Here is a 21,465-nt window from a genome sequence, read left to right as displayed (position 1 = left end):
TAACCACCTCATGTTGAAATTTATGATTTTAACGGGATATGGTTGGTATATTCCGTATTGTGTTCAATATAATCAAACAGCTTTTGCGCCATGCTTCCTTTTCTGCCCGCTTCAATCTCCTCGACAATATGTCCGATTAAGCCAACTGCCCGGGCGGCAACAGCGAACGATTTGACGATGCCGTAATGCAAATTCATATCCGATGCGATTGCGCCGATAGCACCAGCCAGATTTAAAGTAATGGGCTTGCCTTTTTGCTCACTTAATTGCCGATGAATTTCTCTCATTAATGCGACATGTTTGCCGTTAAATCCTAATTGCTCTGCTATAGAGAAAAGTTTAACGGTACGGGGATCAACAGGTCTGTGTATCGGATGACCAAACCCCGGTATTTGCACATTTTGCGACTGTCGATCTGCAATAATCCGGGAGGCCACATGCTCGACAGGCTGATCATCACCATACGTGTGCCAGCCTTCTTGCAGCATTTGCGCCGCATACTCCATCGCCCCTAGGTAGACCGTACCCGCACCCAATAATCCGGCAGCCACTGCGGCTTGAACGGCTTCGGGCGCCCCAAGATACGTTAGACGAGCTGCAACGGAGCTGGGTGTAAATCCATGCTCAGCCACCGCGACCATGATTGCGTTGATCATTTTGGACTCATCTTCCGTTGGCCGGCGGTGCGTCGCTCCTAAAAACGCTATATCCGCGATGGTAATGTTCCCTATCAAATCTTCTGCTAAGTCGCAGCCATGAACATAAATGGCATCTGTTTGAGACATCCCGATTTTCGTTTCGAACTTCATGTCCAACAATCCCTTCCTGGCCCCTGCAATGGCTTTGATCTACAATCCAAGGTTCTTCGCAATAATCGATTTCATAATTTCGGAAGTACCGCCGTAGATCGGCATGATCGCAGCATCCCGGTAACGACGGGCAATTGGATATTCTTCCATAAAGCCGTATCCGCCATGAAGCTGCAAACAGCGGGCCGACATTCGTCTAACCATGTCCGTTAGAAACCATTTTGCCATGGAGATCTGAGTCACGATATTTTCACCATTCATATGTCGTGCTGCCAAATCATCAATGAACGTCTGTGACATCGACATTTCGGTTGCCATTTCCGCAATTTCGAATTGCGTATTTTGGAAGGAGCTGATCGGCTTGCCGAAGGCTTGCCGTTCTTTGACATAAGCCATGGTCGACTTGAGCATCTCTTCGCCAACAACCAGTGAGTTATACGAGATCAACAGGCGTTCTTGCTGCAGCTTTTCCATCAAATAATAAAAGCCCTGGCCTTCTTCACCAAGCAAATTAGCTACCGGGACACGCGCGTCTTCAAAAATAAGCTCAGCCGTATCCGAAGAGTGTTGACCTAATTTCTTCAACTTGCGCCCTCGCGAGAAGCCTGGCGTATCCTCATCGACCAAGAGAATACTGACGCCTTTGCGAGCAGGATTCGCTTTAGGATCCGTTTTCACCGCAACGAAGAACAACCCTGCATTGATTCCGTTGGAGATAAATGTTTTCTGCCCATTCAAGATATAGTGATTGCCATCTCGCACAGCTGTCGTACTCATGGCCGCCAGGTCTGATCCTGTTCCGGGCTCCGTCATCGCAATGGCGGTCGTGATCTCCCCGCTCACACATTTAGGGAGGTACTTCAATTTCTGCTCTTCGTTTCCGTATCTCTCTAGGTAAGGAACGACGATGGAGCTGCTCATGCTCGCGATGATCCCTACACCGATGCGGCTTAGCTCTTCACCCAATACTAAGTTAAAGCCAAAGTCTAGGCCGAGCCCTCCATAAGCTGGATCCACTTGCGGACAAAGAAAGCCTTGATCTCCCATTTTTTTATAAAATTCACGGGGCGTATAATTGTCTTCCTCCCATTTCTCAATGAAAGGAACAGCTTCTTTTTCTAGAAACTTTTGCAAAGAGGTACGAAACATTTCATGTTCATTCGTCAGATACGGTCTCTTTCTTTTAAACAAATCTATGGTTGCCTGCTTAGTTGAAGAAGCTGTGTTAGACAAGATGTATCACTCCCAATCCCTGATTTCCAACTTTGTAAACGGTATCATTTATTAATTTACATTAATATTAGTTCCGTATTATAATGATTGAAAGTTTAGATTCTTAAAGGTACGTTTGGTAAATTTAAAGCATGATTGACTATAATCTGAGATAAGCGATAGGTGAAAATATGCGCATTGAGCAACTCTTCTATACGGCAGAGGTAGCAAAGACAGGCTCCATATCCCACACAGCAGAACGTCTTTATATCTCTTCTCCTAGCATTAGTTTAGCGATCAGTCACTTAGAAGAAGAACTAGGCGTTAAGATTTTTGAACGCTCCCGAAGTGGACTCATACCCACAGAAAGCGGCAAGAAAATCATCCTAAAAGCGCAGCAAATTTTAAATCAAATCGAAGAATTACGAAATGAGGCCCAGAGCGATTCTTCTGAGGTCACTGGGCACCTATCCATCTCAGCGAGTTCCAGCTTCTGCAGAGTGATCATCCCTAAGACCTGTGCCGAATTCAGAGTTAAGTTTCCGAAAGTCACCCTTGAAATTAAAGAAAGTGAACCTACGCAAGTGCGTAAAGATGTGTTAAATGGCAATGCCGATCTGGGCATTCACTTCTATTCGTCCAAGGTTCGAGAAGACAATCAGATGCTGACGACGACCCACCTCATTGATACGGTCATGATGGTTTGCTTTAGCAAAAACTCTGAATTAGCGAAAGTCGATAATGTTACGATTGCGGATGTCATTAAGTATCCCATTGCCCTCTCCTATGATCGCAATAATGGATCCAACAAATATTACTCGGATGTGTTTGGCGAGTACCAGAATTTTAATCTGCAAATCCAATCACAAAGCTCGGATACGAAAAAGTATTTCATTTCACTTGGCTTAGCAAGCGGATTTGAAACCGGTATCACATTGAAATCCGATCCGTTCTATCAGCGCGAGGACATTGTCGTCAAACCTATATCAGGGATCGAAACGAATGTGTCGTTTTATTGTATCCGCTTGAAAAACCAACACTTCTCTGTGGCTGGTCAGGAATTTCTGAAAGAACTTCAAGCTCAAACCCAATATTTCAAAGTATCGTAAGCGTTTGCAAAGTCGAAGCTGCATTAGGACAGCTTCGACTTTGCTGTATATTCTTCCACTAATACACGGCGTAATATTTTCCCGACTGCTGATTTCGGCAATCGATCCCTAAATTCGATAAATCGGGGTACTTTGTATTTCGCTAGTCGCTCTTTACACCAAGCAATGACATCTTCTTCTGTCAGCGTATGATCTACTTTAACGACGATCGCCGCTTTCACCGTTTCCCCTCGGTACTCATCCGGCACCCCGTATACGCATACTTCGGCGATAGCTGGATGTTTATACAGCACTTCGTCAATCTCGTTGGGGTAAATGTTGTACCCGCCCGCGATGATCATTTCTTTTTTCCTGCCTACGACAAATAAGAACCCGTCTGCATCCATCATGCCGATATCGCCTGTATGCAACCAGCCATCGCGTACCGTACGAACGGTCTCCTCGGAATTATTCCAATAACCTTTCATGATCTGCGGGCCTTTTAATAGGATTTCGCCAGATTCGCCTACAGGCATTTCTTTCAACCCTGTCTCAATATCTACGATTTTCATATCCGAGTTAGGTACTGGGATTCCTACACTGCCTATTTTCCTAGTCCCTTTTGCTAGATTTCTAACGATAACCGCGTTGGACTCCGTCAGTCCGTACGCTTCTGAAATCCGTACGCCTGATATTTGTTCAAAAGCCTGCATCACATTGGAAGGAATAGGAGCAGCACCCGATCTGCATACTTTTAAAGAGCTTAAGTCATTTTTCTGAAAATCGGGATGGTTAATCACAGATTGAAAGACAGTAGGCGGCGCTGACAAGTGAGCTGGACGAAATTTCCTGAACAATCCGAGAGCATCCTGAACACGAAAATGCCTAACGGGAATATAGGCTCCTGCATGATATACGCAGCAAACCATGACAGATAGACCAGCCGTATGAAACATCGGCATGGCACCCAAAAAACGCTCGCCTGAGCGTTCTAGTGCCCCTTCATCCGTAACGGTCAGATGCTGCACCGAGGCAACGGTGTTGAAATGTGTGATCATGACCCCTTTGGGGGTGCCCGTCGTTCCCCCTGTATACTGCAAGACTGCAACATCTTCTCGGGTGTTGATCAGCAGCTGTGGAAGCTCCTGATTCTCTTCTTTGATCAGGCTATCCAAATTGGCAAATCCATTCACATGGGTATCCGTTGTAATAATTTGCAGATTGCTGCAATAGCTGATTCGCTGTAATTTCTCCATTTGGCTGCTATCACAAATTAGCCAGGATGGTGCGGCATCACCCAGCAAAAAGTTCAATTCATGCTGCTGATACATCGGATTCAACTGAACAACGATACCGCCCAACCGTAGTACGCCAAAGTAAGCGATTACACTTTCTTTGCAATTATAGAGCATGATCGCGAGTCGATCGCCTTTCTTAAAGCCGCGACGATGCAGTGCCGCAGCAAAGCAATCGACTTTATGTTTTAATTCGGAATAAGAAATCTCTTCATCATTCTCAATAATTGCTGTGAGATCAGGGAAATCTTGCGTGGACCGTTCTAAAAAATGGTAAATAGAACAAGAGGGTATTGCTAATTTATGCGGAATAGTTTCCGGATAAAAGGCATGCCATGGTCTCATCATGCTGATAACTCCCTCAATTTTAATAGAAGAATCTTACTATCCCCATGCGGTTTACAAACCGAGGTTTTTAGCGATAATATTTTTCATAATTTCCGACGTGCCGCCGTAAATCGGCATTGCAGCAACATCTCGATAACGACGAGCAATCGGATATTCCTCCATAAACCCGTATCCGCCATACAGCTGTAAACAACGGGCAGACATGCGTCTTGCCATATCGGTGATAAACCACTTGGCCATTGAAATTTGCGTCACGATATTTTCCCCTGCCAGATGTCTGGCTGCCAAATCGTCAAGGAAGGTTTGCGTCATTGTCAATTCAGTTGCCATTTCAGCTATCTCGAACTGCGTGTTTTGAAACGAACTAATCGGCTTACCGAAGGCTTGGCGCTCTTTCACATAGGTGATGGTTGACTTCAACATCTCTTCGGCAACCACGATAGCATGATAAGCAATCACAAGACGCTCTTGCTGTAATCTATCCATCAAGTAGTAGAAGCCTTTGCCTTCCTCACCAAGCAGATTCGTCACAGGAACACGCGCATCCTCGAAAATCAATTCAATCGTATCGTTGGAATGCTGACCTAATTTTTTCAACTGACGTCCGCGTGAGAAGCCAGGTGTGTCTTCATCTACCAAAATAATGCTGACGCCTTTGCGCGCCGGTTCCGCTTTCGGATCGGTTTTCACGGCAACGAAGAACAGACCTGCATTAATTCCATTGGAAATAAAGGTTTTCTGTCCATTTATGATATAGTGATCGCCATCGCGTACAGCTGTCGTGTTCATACTGGCCAAGTCGGAGCCTGTTCCAGGCTCCGTCATGGCAACGGCAGTTGTGATTTCCCCACTCACACATTTTGGCAAGTATTTTTCCTTCTGTTCTTCTGTTCCATAGGATTCCAAATAAGGAACGATAATTGAACTGCTCGTACTCGCTAGTGTACCTACACCTACACGATACAGTTCTTCGGCCAGCACCACATTAAATCCGAAATCGAGTTCAAGTCCCCCATATTCCGATGTAATTTGCGGACAAAGGAAGCCTTGGGCTCCCATTTTTTTGTAAAATTCACGCGGTATATAGTTATCTTCTTCCCATTTCTCAATGTTCGGCACAGCCTCTTTTTCAAGAAATTTCTGCAGTGAAGTGCGGAACATCTCATGTTCTTGCGTCAGGAACGTTCTTTTTCGTTTGAACAGATCAAATACTGCCGATGTTTTGGATGAAGAAGCTATGTTTGACAATGTCGTATCCTCCAACTCGTAGTTTGACTAAGTCCTTGAAGGTAATTTCGCTTCAAAAACACCTGAAACTTTGACTTCGCCTTCCGTGCTCTTAGCCAACACTTCGCCTACAATGATGTTGTCAGCTTTCTTCTCTAATACCTTCCCAACGATCTGGATGGATTCGCCTGGAAACGTCATTTTTCCGAATCGAACTTCGATTTTCTTAATGTTTTTCCTGGAAACCCAAGAGGTAACCCCTTGGGATAGCATTCCCATGACCAACATGCCATGGGCGAGTATCTTCATGCCTGCTTTCTCTGCAACCTCTTCAACCAGATGAAGCGGATGGAAATCGCCGGAAGCGCCCGCAAACCTGACAAGCTGCACGCGTGTGATGGGAGGCTTATTTAGTACCGGAAATTCATATCCTTCATTTACATCCTCGTAAAACATGCTCCATTCTCCTTCGTTTCTCAATTTTAATGACGATGTACTAACGTACTTCGCGAAATGGCCACCAATTCGTCTCGTTGATTGCGGTATTCATTTTCATTCGTAATCAAATCCATCGCTCCAGAACTGCCCTGCTTCGTTTCAGCCTGAGTGACCTTACTCGTTACATAAAGCGTATCTCCAGCAACAATATCCCCTAAGAATTCATAAGCTTGCTGACCGTGTAACACTCTTACTAGATTTAATTTCAGCTTTTCCACCTTTTCAACGGAGCCATAACCACCCCATAAGTCAATCACTTGTAAAAAAGTAGGCGGAATCGGAATGCCTTCATAACCAGCCTCTTTAGCGGCTTCCAGATCGAAGTAAATCGGATTGTCGTCACCAAGAGCGAGTGCTAGTTCTCTAATTTTGCCTTTTTCCACTTGCAAGCTGTACGGATTAAACTCAAGACCGATTAATTCTTTGACGTTCGACACGTTCATTCACCTCTTCGGATTAATTACTATTAGGTATAGGATCCGCCGTTTACGCTAATCACTTGCCCATTCACATAGTTGGACAACTGGGATGCAAGGAACAAGATAGCTGCAGCAGCTTCCGCAGCCTGACCGACGCGTTTTTGCGGAATTTTATCAATCAACATATTGCGTACTTTCTCAGGGATACCAACGATTTCACCGTTAATAACCGTGCCTTCTTCTTTAGGACGTGTAAGACGTGTATCGATGAAGCCGAAAGAAACAGCGTTCGTGTTCACGTTAAATTGTCCCCACTCTTGCGCAACAACTTTGCTCAAACCAATTACGCCCGCTTTCGCAGAGGAGTAGTTCGCTTGGCCCATATTTCCTCGCTGCCCGGAAACGGAGGAGACGTTAATAATTTTACGATGATGAACGATACCTCCCTCGATCTCTTTCTTCGCAACGTCACGCATATATGGGGACGCCTCGCGGATCATGCGGAACGGCGCGATTAAGTGGATGTCGAGTATTTTCTGGAACTGCTCATCGGTCATTTTATGAATGAAGCCGTCCAAGCAATAGCCTGCGTTATTCACAAGGATATCCAGTCGGCCAAAGGCAGCAGCCGTTGCCTCCATGACACGCTTAGGAAACCCGGAAGCTGTCACGTCACCGCACACTTGGATGGCATCGCTTCCAATCGCTTTGATTTCTGCTACGGTTTCAGTGGCGAGCGCTTCATCTAAATCCGCTACAACTACTCGTGCGCCATGCTCGGCAAACAACAAAGCCGTTGCTTTCCCAATCCCCGCTCCTGCTCCTGTAATAATCGCTACTTGGTTTTCCAATAATTTGGTCATTGATATTCTTCCTTTCGTTTTTTCATATGGGTTTCTGTGCTTTATGAGCTCACTTTATACATCGTGACGACACATGCCCCGCCAAGACCGAGGTTATGCTGCAGGGCGATTCTTGCATTTTGAACTTGCCTTTGCTTGGCTTGACCGCGAAGGTGCCAGACCAATTCGGTACATTGCGCAAGTCCCGTCGCACCGATGGGATGTCCTTTGGACATCAAGCCGCCAGAAGGGTTGACCACGACTTGGCCGCCATAGGTGTTATTACCATCATCAATAAACTTCTCTGCTCCACCTTCTTCACATAGGCCCAGCGCTTCATACGTGATGACTTCATTCGGCGTAAAGCAATCGTGCAGCTCCAACACATCGACATCCTCAGGCCCGATGCCTGCAGCTTCATACACCTGCTTGGCAGCGCGACGCGTCATATCGGCGCCAACGATGTTCATGATGTTATCGTAGGTCACATTACGATCTGTTGTAAGCGCTTGCGCAGCAATTTCAACAGGGTTGGATATGCCATGTTTCTTGGCAAATTCTTCACTGCAGACAATGACCGCAGCAGCTCCGCACGTAGGAGGACAAGCCATGAGACGTGTCATATGCGGCATTAACTGCGGCGAGTTCATGACTTCGTCAACCGTTAAAGGTTTCGTGAACAGCGAAAACGGATTTTGAATCGCATGCTTCCTTGTTTTCACAGATACCTTCGCAAAAATATCCGGATTCGCCCCATACTTCGTAAGGTACTCCTCCGCAGCCGATCCGAATAAGCGGATTGCTCTTGGCGCCGCTGGTACTTCAGGCCAAAGCTCAACCAAGCGCTCCTGCAACCACTCAACTGGTGAAGTTCGATCATCCCAGTGAGATTTCAAAGAGCCAGGCTGCATCTCTTCAAAACCAAAGGCAAGCGCACACTCCACGACACCGGACTCAATGGCTTGCCTTGCTAGGAACAGCGCACTAGAACCTGAGGAACAGTTGTTGTTAATATTAAAAATCGGAATACCTGCCATGCCCACTTTATACAAGGCTTTTTGCCCGCAAGTGCTGTCACCGTAAATATAGCTGGCATAAGCCTGCTCAATTTCGGAGAACTTGATGCCTGCGTCTTCTAATGCGCCATTCACCGCTTTGGTCGCCATCACTTCATAAGGCTCGTGGGTGCCAGGCTTTGTAAACGGTACCATATTTACCCCGATGATTTTTGCTTTTCTGCTCAACTTGCTTCCCTCCTCGTTATGCCAAAAAAATTCAAAGATTACAAATCATAGAATCTTCCTACTCATCATAGGTGATGGGACGTCGAATTTTGAAGTTTAGAAACTTAAAGGTACGTTTGGAAAATTAAATGCGACGTGGTTACATCCCCAAATTTTTGGCAATGATCGTTTTCATAATCTCGTTGGACCCCGCTGCAATCGGCAAAACTGCGATGTCTCGGTATCGGCGAGCGATCGGATATTCTTCCATAAAGCCATACCCGCCATAGAGCTGTAAGCATCTGGCAGCCGCACGACGAGCCATATCCGTAATCCACCATTTCGCCATGGATACCTGTGTGACGATATTCTCGCCTTTCATATGTCGAATAGCGAGATCATCCAGAAACGTCTGAGCCATTGTAATTTCCGTAGCCATTTCCGCGATTTCAAACTGCGTATTTTGGAAGGAACTGATCGGCTTCCCGAATGCTTGTCGTTCTTTCACATACGTTATCGTCGACTTTAACATCTCCTGCGCTTGCACGAAGGCTCCATTCGCTGCCAAAATCCGTTCTTGCTGCAATTTATCCATCAAAATATAAAAACCTTGGCCCTCTTCACCAAGCAAATTGGTCGCAGGTACACGAGCATCCTCAAAAATAAGCTCAGCCGTATCTGAAGAGCGCATGCCCAATTTCTTCAGTTTACGTCCACGGGAAAAACCTGGCGTATCGCCATCCACCATGATGACGCTGACTCCCTTATGAGCAGGATCTGCATGAGGATCTGTTTTGACGACGACGAAAAATAATTCCGCATTAAAGCCGTTTGTAATGAACGTCTTTTGCCCGTTAAGCACGTAATGGTCGTCATCTCTTACTGCTGATGTACTCACTCCAGCCAAGTTAGATCCTGTACCAGGCTCCGTCATGGCCACAGCCGTAATGATTTCGCCACTTACACACTTAGGCAAATATCGTTGCTTTTGCTCTTCCGATCCGTACTTTTCCAGGTAAGGAACCACGATAGAACTATGAATATTAGCGCCGGTCATCCCCCCGCCAACGCGATACAGCTCCTCGGACATGACGATATTAAAGCCAAAATCGAGCCCAAGCCCGCCGTATTCAGGATCGACCTGTGGACAGAGAAATCCTTGTTCCCCCATCTTTCTATACAGCTCGCGTGGTATGCAACCGCTTTCTTCCCACTCTTCAAAAAAGGGCAGCACTTCTTTATTCATAAATTTTCTGAGCGAAGTTCTAAACATTTCATGGTCTTGATTGCAAAATGTACGATCTGATTTAAACAAATCAAAAGTTGCCTTAGTTGCTGATGCAGACATCGTATCCCCTCCTAACATGATGATACTGATAATAATATTTTCAGATCATCATGATTAAAAGTTTAAAAACTAAAAGGTATGTTATGTAATTAATAATCGATTATTAATATTAAAAATTTATATTTTATAAAAACACGAAGATTAGCTACCAAACTGCCCGATAGCTGGGTGAAGGGCTGCCATCCTGTGGCAACCACCGCTAATCAATTAACTAACCTACCATCCCGAAACCTTACAAACAATCTGCTTCCCATCCAGCATGTAGACCACTTCGTCCGACACATCTAAGCACCCGCTGATGTTCATTAAAGTATGAAGGAAACATATAAAAAGAGAGGCAGCTTAATCGCTACCTCTCTAATATTAATTAATGCTATTTAGACACACTCTTTTGAAGTAGATTCAGAATGGCCTGCGCTGTTTCTGCACGTACTGCGTCAGATCGCGGATCAAAGAAGTTTGTTCCTTTTCCTTGCATCAACCCTGTTTGAATCGCCTTGTTGACTTCAGTTTCTGCCCATGAAGATACATTCGCTCTATCATTGTAGACTTGAAGTTTGTTGTTCGTATCACTAATTTCCCCTTGCAAATACTCATAGGCTCTTACAAGTAATACAGCCATTTGTTCGCGAGTAATTTCTGCATTTGGAGCAAATTCACTGTTTGAGACTCCACTAATGATCCCCGCTGAATACGCTGCTACCACATAAGTAGAGTACCAGTCATTGACACCAATATCACTAAACTTGGATGAACGCTCATCATTTAATTTTAGATTCAATGCTTTTACAAGCAATGTTGTAAATTCAGCTCTTGTTGTTTTTCCATTTGGTGTAAATTCATGGTCAGTCGACCCGCTAATAATATGTTTGGCGGATAGTACTTGTACTGTCCGGTAGGCCCAATTATCAGCTGGTACATCTGTAAAAGTTTTAGCATATTCCATAACCGCGTATTGGCCTGGTTTTGAGATATTCGCAGACATTTTGCTTAACTTATCTAATGTTCCTCCGATATATTCCCACTGACCAGATAATTCATTTAAGTGATATACACCTAAAAGTTCTGTATCAACGGTTCCATTCGGAACTGGCAGCGTGACTTGGATCTCTTCCTTGAGATCTTCCATGCTCATTTCTCGACCATCCGCTAATTGGATAACGACACTGATCTCTTGAATTTGACCTATCAATTTTTGTGATAAAGAGTCATTGTTAGGCAGAACTGGATTCGTTGTAGAAGCTTGATCAGAATTCACTTTTACTTTAATCGCAGCCTGCTGCGCATCACCAATCTGAGCTTTCAACTTCTCTTGAATCGCTTTATCGATGATAACAGTCACTTCGCCTGCCTGAACTTGGAGCGTTTTTCCTCCAACTTGAGCAATAGGTATAGCTACTTGCGAGAAATCTTTGTTAATTTCAATGATCGCCGTTTCATCACTTTTACTAACGATTTTATAATCTTCCTTTTTAGGTTCGACTGGGACTACAGGGGTGTCTTCATAGACTGGCTGATAAACGATCACTGCCGCATTAAAAGCAGACAATGCCGCATTCAATACTGTTACTGCTTGATCCACTTGCCCCTGTGTAGCTGTCGCATCACCAACAACCAGCTGAGCTGCGTTAATGGCAGCCATCAGCACAGTTTTCAAGCCAGATGGATGTTGGCCTACATTCGGTCCTTCTTGTGCATTATTGTACACACTTTGGGTTACTGATAGCGCTTGGATCAAAGCCGTCTTCGTTACTGGCAAAACCGTAATCACAGAAGCTTGAAACGCGATTAGAGCCGTATTTAAATCCGTTTCTGCTTGATCCACATGCAACTGTGTTGCTGTCGCATCACTGATAACCAGCTGAGCCGCGTTAATGGCAGCCAACAGCACGGTTTTTAAGCCTGAAGGATATTGGCCTACATTTGTTCCTTCTTGTGCATTATTGTACACACTTTGGGTTACTGATAACGCTTGCATCAAAGCTGTCTTCGTTACTGGCAAGACCGTAATCACAGAAGCTTGAAACACGGTTAGAGCCGTATTCAAATCTATTTGTGCTTGATCAATTTGCCCCTGCGTAGCTGTTGCATCACCAACAACCAGTTGAGCTGCATTAACGGCATTCATCAGTACGGTTTTCGAGCCTACTGGATATTGGCCTACATTCGGTCCTTCTTCAGCGGTATCGTACACGGATTGTGTAACTGTGATCGCCTGAACCAAAGCATTTGTACTAACGGCATTAAGTGTGACTTTCATCGTGTTTGCTAGTGGTACGCCATTCAATGTCCCTGAAATGAAAGCTGCTCCAACTATACGAGTACTCGTTAACGTCGCGGAATATGTACCGTTCCCATGATCCGTTACAGGACCTACTTTACCCAACGTACTTGCTAATGTGACACTACCCCCACTTGATGTTAATGGATTACCATTGCCGTCATTCAATTGTACGGTAATCGTTGCTGAGCTTGCTCCATCCGCAGGCAATATATAGCTGCTCGCAGTAACCATCGCAGCACTCTCGGATATGGATGAACTATTTGTATAATATTCCAAAGCATCTACATCAACCAGAGTTCCACTCGATGCCACATTCTTCTCGCTTCTCACCTTAATCTTAATTGAATGGCTGCCAGATGATAGACCATATCTGCTATACACGGGGACTTGTGTTTGTCTCGAAGTCGCATACAAATCAATTGTCGCATCTAGTACATCGTCAATGTAAACATCAGCCACACCACGATCTACGTCTTTTACTCCGGTCCATTCCACTGAGTTACCCGTGAAGGTATAGGTAATACCGCTATCCGCTGTTGCTGACTGAATCCCTGTTCCACTGAAATAACTGGCATCCAAAAACGAAGTCCATGACCCTGTAGTATTAAAACGCGGGATATTGAGTGATTTCAGTTCCACATAGTTACTCGTGGCGGCTGCATTTCGATCACTTCTTACTACAATTTTAATGGTATGAGTGCCAGCAGATAAATTACTCTTCGTATATACGGGCACATTCGTTAGTCTAGTTGTCGCATATAAATCTACCGTCGCCTCCAATACATTATCAATATACACATCTGCTTTTCCATGGTCTGATCCTTTAACGCCAAACCAGGACACAGCCGTTCCACTAAATGTATACTGTGCGCTTTCTCCTGAAGCTGTAGCGTAGTGCAACCCGTTATAATTCGACCATCCACTAGTATAAGTAATAGACGGGGAAGCATGATCAACAGGCGCCGTATCGTCTAACTTGTTCGCTCCATTCCGGATGGCTTTTTTAATGGCTTTTAACTGCGCCATGGTTGCATCAGAGATTAGCGTATCTTGATATGGAGCTGCGTTATAAGTGAAAATGCCGCCGTTTGCATTCACGGCTTGAATATGACTGATGACATCGCTGTCGGAATAGTTCGGGCTCTGGGAATGTGTATCTTTATTGCCGACATAATACAACCAATCGTTGCCTGTCATATTCGTAAACTCTTGCCATTGGACACCATTTTGTCCAGAGAATCTTGAACTTGGCACTCTAGAAATGTTCATACTCTCGCCTGGATTATAATCGTTCGCGTTTACGGTGTTTGCATCATACTGATTATTCGACCAAGACTGCCCTAATGTACTTAAAGCAACTAGACGATTCGGATTGCCAGTCTTTAAATGCTGTGAAAATGACGTAAATGGTCTAAAGCGAGTTCCCGCGTCGTACATTCCGTCAATCCACCAACCAGCCAGCTTTGAACCATATCGGTTTCCAATTTCATCAACCAAATCATAAATATTCTGTTCACTAACGGCGGCATTGTTGAAATTAATGGCTGTGCGCCAAGCACCATCCGTTGGGTTATCCCAGTTATAGTAAAACATCATCTTAATCCCTTTAGGATTGATCGCGTTATAGAGATCTGACGGTAAATCACGTGCGCATGTTCTTCCTGCTAGAATCGCATCTGCCTTAGCGCTTGGAAAGGGCAACCAGTTATCAACATGATTGATGGTAAATAGGACATAACCAGCCCCTGCATCATCCAACTGCTGAGCAAATTTATTAACATCAAAATTATCGACGGCTTGACAGTAGGTAGCAAACTGCGTTTTGTCTTGTTTGATCGTTTTGGACGTCCAGTGAACGCCGACACCGTATTTCGCGTCACGGAACCAATCTGTAATGTTGCTCGGCTGTTGGAATAATTGAAATGATCCGAGTGCCAGCACAGATTGATACGTCATTTCAATTGCAACACTTTGGTGAAGCGAAGCCTGCCCAATCGGGTCAAAATGCATCGTTGCTGTTTTATTAATTGGGTCATACACGAAATCGTTAAATGTTAAGGGAACCTTACTACCACTATTAATTTGTATGGTTGCAGCAAAATCGGAAGCAATTGGCGGTGCAGCAGGATTAGATAAACTTGCTACAATCGTTCCATTTTCCACGGCCATCGTATATTTCACATCTACACTAGTGTAGTGAGCCAATAATGTAGCTGCATCTAGTGCACCGTTATAAAACTTGAGTTCGTCTAATTTCCCGTCAAATACATACACAGGACCGTTGGCGGAACCGCCAACCCATAAGGAGTTAGTATTATTCGTTTGATCCATAGAAGCGATCGATTTCGTAGCAACCTGAACACCATTTACATAGAGTTTAAAATCGTTACCGCTTCTAGTCAGGGCGACGTGACTCCATTTATTAGGCAGAACGGATCCTCCATAGAAATCATTAAAGTTCGCACCATTTTTATCGGCGATTTGCAATCTCAGTTGTCCATTATTAATGAACCACCAAAATGTATATGGAGAACTGCCGCTAACCCCATGAGATAGGATCGTTCTCGATGACGTAACCGCAGCATTCGGATTAACCCACGTCTCAATCGTATATTGATTGAGTTGATCGACGCGATTGGTAGTCCCTAAATTTACATAGGAATTAGTTCCATTTAAGCTAAGTGAGTTATTAACTAAGCCAGGAACGAAGGAGGGCGTATTCACCAATGTCCCGTTAGGACCCGTTCCTGTCGCATCTACGGTAGTCGTACCCGTTGATTCGTCAAATTGATAATTGTTGATTGGCTTAGCGCCAGTCGAAAAATCGGTCGTAATAGTTGCTGCAGTCAGTTCGGTGTCATAAAATTTCAGTTCGTCAATCATCCCGCTGAAAGCTCGCCAAGGCGCATTCGATCCATTTTTGGCGCTGCCAACCCAAAGATTATTGGGGTTACCTGTAAGATCAATAGCCGATCCGAATACTTTGGATGCAAGTAATGTCCCGTTCAGATAGAGGTTAAAGGTTGTCCCATTACGCGTTAGAGTAACTTGAGACCATTGATTTAGAGGGACTAAAGCCGTACTCGTAAGGACGAAGTAGTTATTCCCGGACTTATCAGCGATTTCAAAATTCAATTGTCCGTTCGCCATATAAAGCCACCATGAGTTCGCTGTAACACCGCTTTTCCCTTGAGAAAGGATACTCATTGCTGTCCCATCTTGAACATTAGGTTTAATCCACGTTTCAATACTGAACTGATTTTGCAAGTTTATCGCATTAGCAGTTCCCAGATCGACATATTGTGTCGTCCGATTGAAGCTCAATGCATTGCCCTTCATACCTGGTACTTGCGAAGGACTGTTTACTAGTGTGCCTACTGGACCGACACCCATGACGTCAACCGTTGTCGTCCCGCTGCTCTCATCGAATTTGTATTGGTACATGGTCGTCGTTGCTGCTTCCACCTCAGGCTGGAAATGGGGAAGTAAACCTCCTCCAACCATGATCGTGATCATCATTATAGAGATTAGTTTGGATAAAAGCTTTCTCTCGCTTGTGAACATAGCTATGAACCCCCCTTGATTAACTGAACATGTAATCGCTTCCTAACCTTTATTCTAAGGATTATAAAAAGAAAAAAAACTTTAAAATGTTCGAATCAACCGCACTAATTAACAATCCAAAAAAAAACCTCAGTACTCTCCATTTGGAGATTACTGAGGTTTTTTACGATACTCTGTCGGCGAACATCCTGTGAATTTTTTGAACTGTCTATAGTAGTAGTTTGGGTCTGCGTACCCTACTTGCGCTGCTATCTCGTTAGCTGCATCTCTTGTCGTCAGCAACAGCTGCTGTGATTTCTCAATCCGAACCCGATTCAGATAATCATTAAACGCCTCGCCGATTTGTAAACGAAACTTTTTGCCTAAATACGAGGGTGTGATCGTAAAGCGTTGCGATAAGTACTGAAGCGTTAAATTTTCTTTATAATTGGCGTCAACGTAGGCTTTTAATTCGTCCAGCATGTTATCCGATTTGTTCAGTTTTATTTTTTCCGCAAGCTCTACAAAATCTACGACGACTTCTTTAAATTTATTCCATAACAAGTTCAAAGTGCCTGTGAAAAGTAAACGTTGAATCGACTCTGCAAAATGGTTGTGAATATCCACCGCATTCACTTCCATACGCTGCAACTGTTCCAAGCAATACCGAATAAAATCAATAAATGCGTTACGATATAAGTTTATTTGAGAATAATCATTGATTTCCCGATTCTTCTCCATATCATATAAAAATCCATTTATCTGATAATAATCCTGTCGATCAACGGCCTCGTACAGACGAGCAAATCCCATTTGTTTCGCGATAATTTCTCGCTGCTGCTTAGCATCTTCCTGGGTGTAATCCAGTATCGTGGTGCGTTCGATGATGAACTTGTAATTGAGCAGTTCCCTCGCCGATCCATAAGATTGATAGATGGAACGCCATGAAGCACATGGTTTACCCAGCACAGTCAGCAAATGAATGTTAAGCGTTTGCTCCACAGCAAATAGAATCTGATTCATGACTTCTCTTACTCGAAAATCACGCCACTGAGAAGCAACATCCGTCAGCAGAAGCACGATCTCACCTGATAAACTGCCAAACACATGAATATGTTTGTATTCTTGCAAAATATTTTCGCAAATATTCAAAATGGCATACTGACACAAGGGTCTATCTTGTAGGATGGCCTTAGGCTCCTGAAGCATAAGCGTATCGATTACTATAACCTGAAATGGTTGTTCGTTTAAATTAATGCCCAGCAGGGAACACTTTTCCTTAATATCACGAATAAAATAATTGTTCATAATCAGCTGATTAAGTACATTGGACCGAATGAGATCATTACCAGCATTGGTTCGATTTCTTTCCGCAATCTCTTGATCTAAACTTAGTGAAATTTGCCCGAGCGTCGTTTCCAATTCTTCTTGCTTCAAAGGCTTTAACAAATAATTGTCAATACCTAACGACATCGCTTCACGCAGAAAATGAAAATCATCATACGCACTAAGTACGATCATACGAGAGCGTATTTGCGCCTGACGAAGCTTGGTCATGAGTTCCAAACCGTTGATTGGGGACATTTGGATATCCGTGATCAATAAATCAATATGGCTGAAGGATTGTATGGCCAGCCACGCGTCTTCACCATTATAGGCTTTGCCTACAACCTCGAATCCTAGTTCCTCCCAATGAATAAGCGACGTTATCATTTCACAAATCATGGGTTCGTCATCCACAATAAATACCTTACGCAGCATGTGTCTATCGCTCCTCAGTAAGTTTTCGGTATTTGAATGCTAATTGTCGTTCCGGAACCAAGCTCGCTTTCTATTATAAACTGGCATTTCCCTCCAAATAGCAACCATAATCTACGATAAACATTCGTTATACCAATAGAGGTTGTATGTGCTTCTATATTTGGCTTTTGCAATTGATCGCGCATATTCTCGATCTGTGCAACTGTCATCCCGCGACCATTATCCGAGATCTGAATACGCATAGAATCCGCTTCGCCTATAGCAGTTACTTCAATACGTGCATCTTGTCTAGAAGCAAGTCCCGCATGTTTGAATATATTTTCAACTATGGGCTGAATACATAGTTTGGCTATTTTATACTCACTTAATTCCTCTTCTACATCTATCGTGTACTGGAGATTGGGAAGCTTGGAAGCTTGCAGCCGCATATAAATGTCAACATAGTGGAATTCTTCGTACACAGGGACCAGTGTATCTTTATTCTTAATGTTCCATCTGAAAAATTCACTCAAATCATATAACATATCCGATAACTGCGTATTATTCTGATTTAAAGCATGCATTCGGAATATTTCTAATGTATTGGATAGAAAGTGTGGATTAATTTGAGCTTGTAAGGACTGGATTTCTACATTTTTAGCTTCAATTTCAAATAAATATTGTTGATTAATATAGTCAATTATGCGATCTGACATACTATTAAACGTGTTTTCAATTTCAGTGAACTCATCGATCGTACGTATTTCAATCTGCTCTGTGAAATTACCATGATAAAACTTGCGCATCGCTTTGCGGATGACACTAAGCCTGCTGGCTATTTTCCTCGTTGTATAGACGGAGGCGATGATCGTAAACACGAATAACAGCACAAGCATAGCCCACATTAATTTCCGAATATCATTACTTTCTTTAAACAATTGTGATTTGGATATCCAACTAGAAATCGTTAGATCACCAACCGTGATATCCTGGCTGATTTTAAAATAGCTACTCTGATCCAATTCGTTCTTGGCACGATCCGGATATACAACTTTTCCAAATTGATTCTCCACTTGAATCGCATAAACTTCATCATAATCGGAACCCGCTACTTGACCAACATCAACATTAACGATAAGTGTACCGGCATGACTTGAATCCTCTAAATTATTAATATCATTGATCTTCATGAAAACACTCAATACACCATTCGTCATTTGCGGAACAGCATAAGGTTTATTATTAGGAATAATTTTCATATATTCATTCACTTCAAAGTGATCATATTCAGCGATAAAATCAGCAAAGCCGTTATTTAAGTAACCCGAGTTTTTCATGTAATAAAAGACACGATGATCTTGTTCTCGCACATAAAAAACAGCCGAAACATCGTCTTTTGAATTAGCCATGGACTCAAGGAATTGTTCAATTCGCTTCTTTAAAAGGACATTCTCCGCATCATTCTCAAACTGATATTGAGAGATCCGATCCATCATCGATACGCCTGTATAGTCTCCATTGAAGAAAGAACGCGTCCAACTTTTTAATTCACTGAATTTCGTTTGATACGCGCTCTGCATATTGCCTAACGCCTTATACTGATACTTATACTCACTTGCGACAATTCGCTTCTCGACATGCGTAATAATCATTTGTCCTAATACAAAAACAAGAGATGCAGAAACAATGAGGTGAATGAGCAAGATTCGCACGAACATCGATTGGCTTATCGCTTTGCCTAAACTTTTCAACACTTTTGTAGTCAAGCAGGATGCCTCCATTCATTGGTTGAAAGTTCTAACAGAAAATTCGACAAATCTTGCACTTCTCCTCTAACCTTTGATCGATCCTGCGGTCAAGCCTTCAATAAATTGCTTTTGCATAAGCAGGTAAAAAATGAGCATAGGAAGCGACGCTAAAAACATGAGCGCAAACATCTCTCCCCAACTTGTCGAGAACTGACCCATCGCTTGATAGATCCCTGTTGTAACCGTAGTTCCTTTGAAAGGACCAATAATAATCAACGGATTTAAGAAATCGTTCCAAATAAATACACTTAAAAAAATGAGAACACTCGCTGTACACGGAGCTAGCAGAGGGAAAATAATTGTCCAAAATAGTCGAAGCTGTCCAGCGCCGTCCATTGCTGCCGATTCATCTAGATCGCGTGGAACAGTTTTCATAAACCCTGTATATAAGAAAGCAGCAAACGGTACGTAATACGCAATAAAAAAAGCAATTACACCTGCCATGCTATGCATCAAGCCAAATACGTTCAACACTCGCACAATCGGGATTAAGATAATTTGTGGAGGTATCATAAGTCCAAGCATGAGGAAAAACAGCATCCCTCTCGAGAACTTCGTATCTTGTCTAGCGATGTAATACGAGATCATGGATGAACTCACGACAATGAGTGCGATCGAGATGGAAGTAATTAATGTACTATTCCATAGACTTTTATACAAGACATTTCCTGGCTTTGTCAGCACGTTAATTAAATTATCCCAAATAAAAGGCTGCGGTAAACTCAGCGGATTCGCCATAATTTGCTTCAATGGTTTGAAAATATTCACAAGTGCAATATAGAACGGCATGAAAAATAAAATAGATAACGCAATAGTAAAGGTTAATCGGATCGATCTTACCATTAGTGCTGTACCTCCCTCGTCCTCAAGAACGTTGCGGAAACGACCGAGAACAGTCCAATAATGATGAAAAGTACGACGGACATGCTAGAACCGTAACCCATTTCATTTTTCACAAATCCTGTATGGATGATGGTATAAGCTAAGGTTTCCGTTGCATTACCTGGGCCTCCCCCCGTCAGGACAGCGATCTGATCGTAGACTTTGAACATCGTAATTAATAACATAATGACATTTATCGTGACCCCAGGTGCTAACATCGGGAATGTGATATGGATGAATTTATCCCATTTATTACATCCGTCAATTTCTGCAGCTTCGTATAAATCTTGAGGTATGCTTGTAAGTGTTGCCAAGTAAATAACCACACAGAAGCCTAGCATCTGCCAAATAATAACGACCGCCACTGAGAAAAGCGCAATATGTGGATCGGCGAGCCAGCTTTTCTTGAGAAATCCGAGATGCAACATATCCAGAATTTTATTTAGAATACCATTGTCCGTTAAAATAATGGACCAGATAAATCCCACAATGACAGCACTGAAAATTTGCGGTGCGAAAAACATCGAACGTAAATAATAGTACAGACGTCCTTTGTAATTCAGCATCAGCGCAATCAGGATCCCTAGTAAATTGCAGACTAAAGTCACAAGGAGCGCCATGAATATCGTATTTCGAACCGCATGCCAGAAATTGCTATCCTTGAACAATGAGATATAGTTGTCAAAACCGATGAACTGCCAGTTAGGAAACAACGGGTTTAAATTCGTGAAGCTATAAAAAATACACAAAATAATTGGGACAATAACAAAGACCGTATACATGAGTAATCCGTGTGAACCAAATAAAAGGAAAGAGCTAATCTGTTTTTTGTTCATTGTTCCACCCCATATTCCAATACGAAAGAGGTCTAACTTCACGATAGACCTCTTTGTTGGATT

Annotated in this window: 15 protein-coding genes; 1 reads left to right on the top strand and 14 read right to left on the bottom strand. The window is 43.3% G+C overall.

Annotated elements, in window-relative coordinates:
* Nucleotides 1–20: 20 nt before the first annotated feature.
* Together AC58UX_RS01555 and AC58UX_RS01550 are read right to left on the bottom strand one after the other, a co-directional pair.
* Nucleotides 21–809 (bottom strand): citryl-CoA lyase, encoded by a 789-nt coding sequence (locus AC58UX_RS01555; RefSeq protein WP_497249039.1) that lies wholly within the window; start codon nt 807–809, stop codon nt 21–23.
* Nucleotides 810–848: 39 nt separating this feature from the next.
* The gene (locus tag AC58UX_RS01550) at nt 849–2,042 is read right to left on the bottom strand and encodes an acyl-CoA dehydrogenase family protein (RefSeq protein WP_497249037.1); all 1,194 of its coding nucleotides are present in this window, start codon (nt 2,040–2,042) and stop codon (nt 849–851) included.
* A gap of 170 nt (nt 2,043–2,212) precedes the next feature.
* Between AC58UX_RS01550 and AC58UX_RS01545 the strand changes: the two genes are divergently transcribed.
* On the top strand, nt 2,213–3,130 hold the full coding sequence (locus tag AC58UX_RS01545) for a LysR family transcriptional regulator (protein ID WP_497249035.1): 918 nt from the start codon (nt 2,213–2,215) through the stop codon (nt 3,128–3,130).
* A 23-nt stretch (nt 3,131–3,153) separates the two neighbouring features.
* On the opposite strand, the gene AC58UX_RS01540 is transcribed toward AC58UX_RS01545, so the two are convergent.
* From AC58UX_RS01540 to AC58UX_RS01485, 12 genes are all read right to left on the bottom strand, one after another.
* Complete coding sequence (locus AC58UX_RS01540) at nt 3,154–4,752, bottom strand: long-chain-fatty-acid--CoA ligase (protein ID WP_497249033.1); 1,599 nt, start codon at nt 4,750–4,752, stop codon at nt 3,154–3,156.
* Between the two features lie 51 nt (nt 4,753–4,803).
* Nucleotides 4,804–5,991: an acyl-CoA dehydrogenase family protein gene (locus AC58UX_RS01535; RefSeq protein ID WP_497250020.1), complete on the bottom strand. Its 1,188-nt coding sequence runs from the start codon at nt 5,989–5,991 to the stop codon at nt 4,804–4,806.
* Nucleotides 5,992–6,027: 36 nt separating this feature from the next.
* Nucleotides 6,028–6,435: a MaoC/PaaZ C-terminal domain-containing protein gene (locus tag AC58UX_RS01530; protein ID WP_497249031.1), complete on the bottom strand. Its 408-nt coding sequence runs from the start codon at nt 6,433–6,435 to the stop codon at nt 6,028–6,030.
* Between the two features lie 26 nt (nt 6,436–6,461).
* Nucleotides 6,462–6,920 (bottom strand): MaoC family dehydratase N-terminal domain-containing protein, encoded by a 459-nt coding sequence (locus tag AC58UX_RS01525; RefSeq protein ID WP_497249029.1) that lies wholly within the window; start codon nt 6,918–6,920, stop codon nt 6,462–6,464.
* Nucleotides 6,921–6,943: 23 nt separating this feature from the next.
* The gene (locus tag AC58UX_RS01520) at nt 6,944–7,759 is read right to left on the bottom strand and encodes an SDR family NAD(P)-dependent oxidoreductase (protein ID WP_497249027.1); all 816 of its coding nucleotides are present in this window, start codon (nt 7,757–7,759) and stop codon (nt 6,944–6,946) included.
* Nucleotides 7,760–7,800: 41 nt separating this feature from the next.
* Nucleotides 7,801–8,982: a lipid-transfer protein gene (locus AC58UX_RS01515; protein WP_497249025.1), complete on the bottom strand. Its 1,182-nt coding sequence runs from the start codon at nt 8,980–8,982 to the stop codon at nt 7,801–7,803.
* Nucleotides 8,983–9,121: 139 nt separating this feature from the next.
* On the bottom strand, nt 9,122–10,309 hold the full coding sequence (locus AC58UX_RS01510; protein WP_497249023.1) for an acyl-CoA dehydrogenase family protein: 1,188 nt from the start codon (nt 10,307–10,309) through the stop codon (nt 9,122–9,124).
* A gap of 373 nt (nt 10,310–10,682) precedes the next feature.
* Entirely contained in the window at nt 10,683–16,112 is a 5,430-nt protein-coding gene (locus AC58UX_RS01505) for a LamG-like jellyroll fold domain-containing protein (RefSeq protein WP_497249021.1), read from the bottom strand.
* A gap of 195 nt (nt 16,113–16,307) precedes the next feature.
* Nucleotides 16,308–17,897 (bottom strand): response regulator, encoded by a 1,590-nt coding sequence (locus AC58UX_RS01500; RefSeq protein WP_497249019.1) that lies wholly within the window; start codon nt 17,895–17,897, stop codon nt 16,308–16,310.
* Nucleotides 17,898–17,911: 14 nt separating this feature from the next.
* The gene (locus AC58UX_RS01495) at nt 17,912–19,642 is read right to left on the bottom strand and encodes a sensor histidine kinase (RefSeq protein ID WP_497249017.1); all 1,731 of its coding nucleotides are present in this window, start codon (nt 19,640–19,642) and stop codon (nt 17,912–17,914) included.
* Between the two features lie 66 nt (nt 19,643–19,708).
* Entirely contained in the window at nt 19,709–20,527 is an 819-nt protein-coding gene (locus tag AC58UX_RS01490) for a carbohydrate ABC transporter permease (RefSeq protein ID WP_497249015.1), read from the bottom strand.
* The gene (locus tag AC58UX_RS01485) at nt 20,527–21,402 is read right to left on the bottom strand and encodes a carbohydrate ABC transporter permease (protein ID WP_497249013.1); all 876 of its coding nucleotides are present in this window, start codon (nt 21,400–21,402) and stop codon (nt 20,527–20,529) included. The genes AC58UX_RS01490 and AC58UX_RS01485 overlap by 1 nt, the downstream gene beginning before the upstream one ends.
* Nucleotides 21,403–21,465 lie beyond the last annotated feature (63 nt).

It is taken from the genome of Paenibacillus sp. J22P90, from assembly GCF_059692195.1.
The sequence above is the reverse complement of the archived record's forward strand: the minus strand, read 5'-3'. Positions and strand labels throughout refer to the sequence as shown.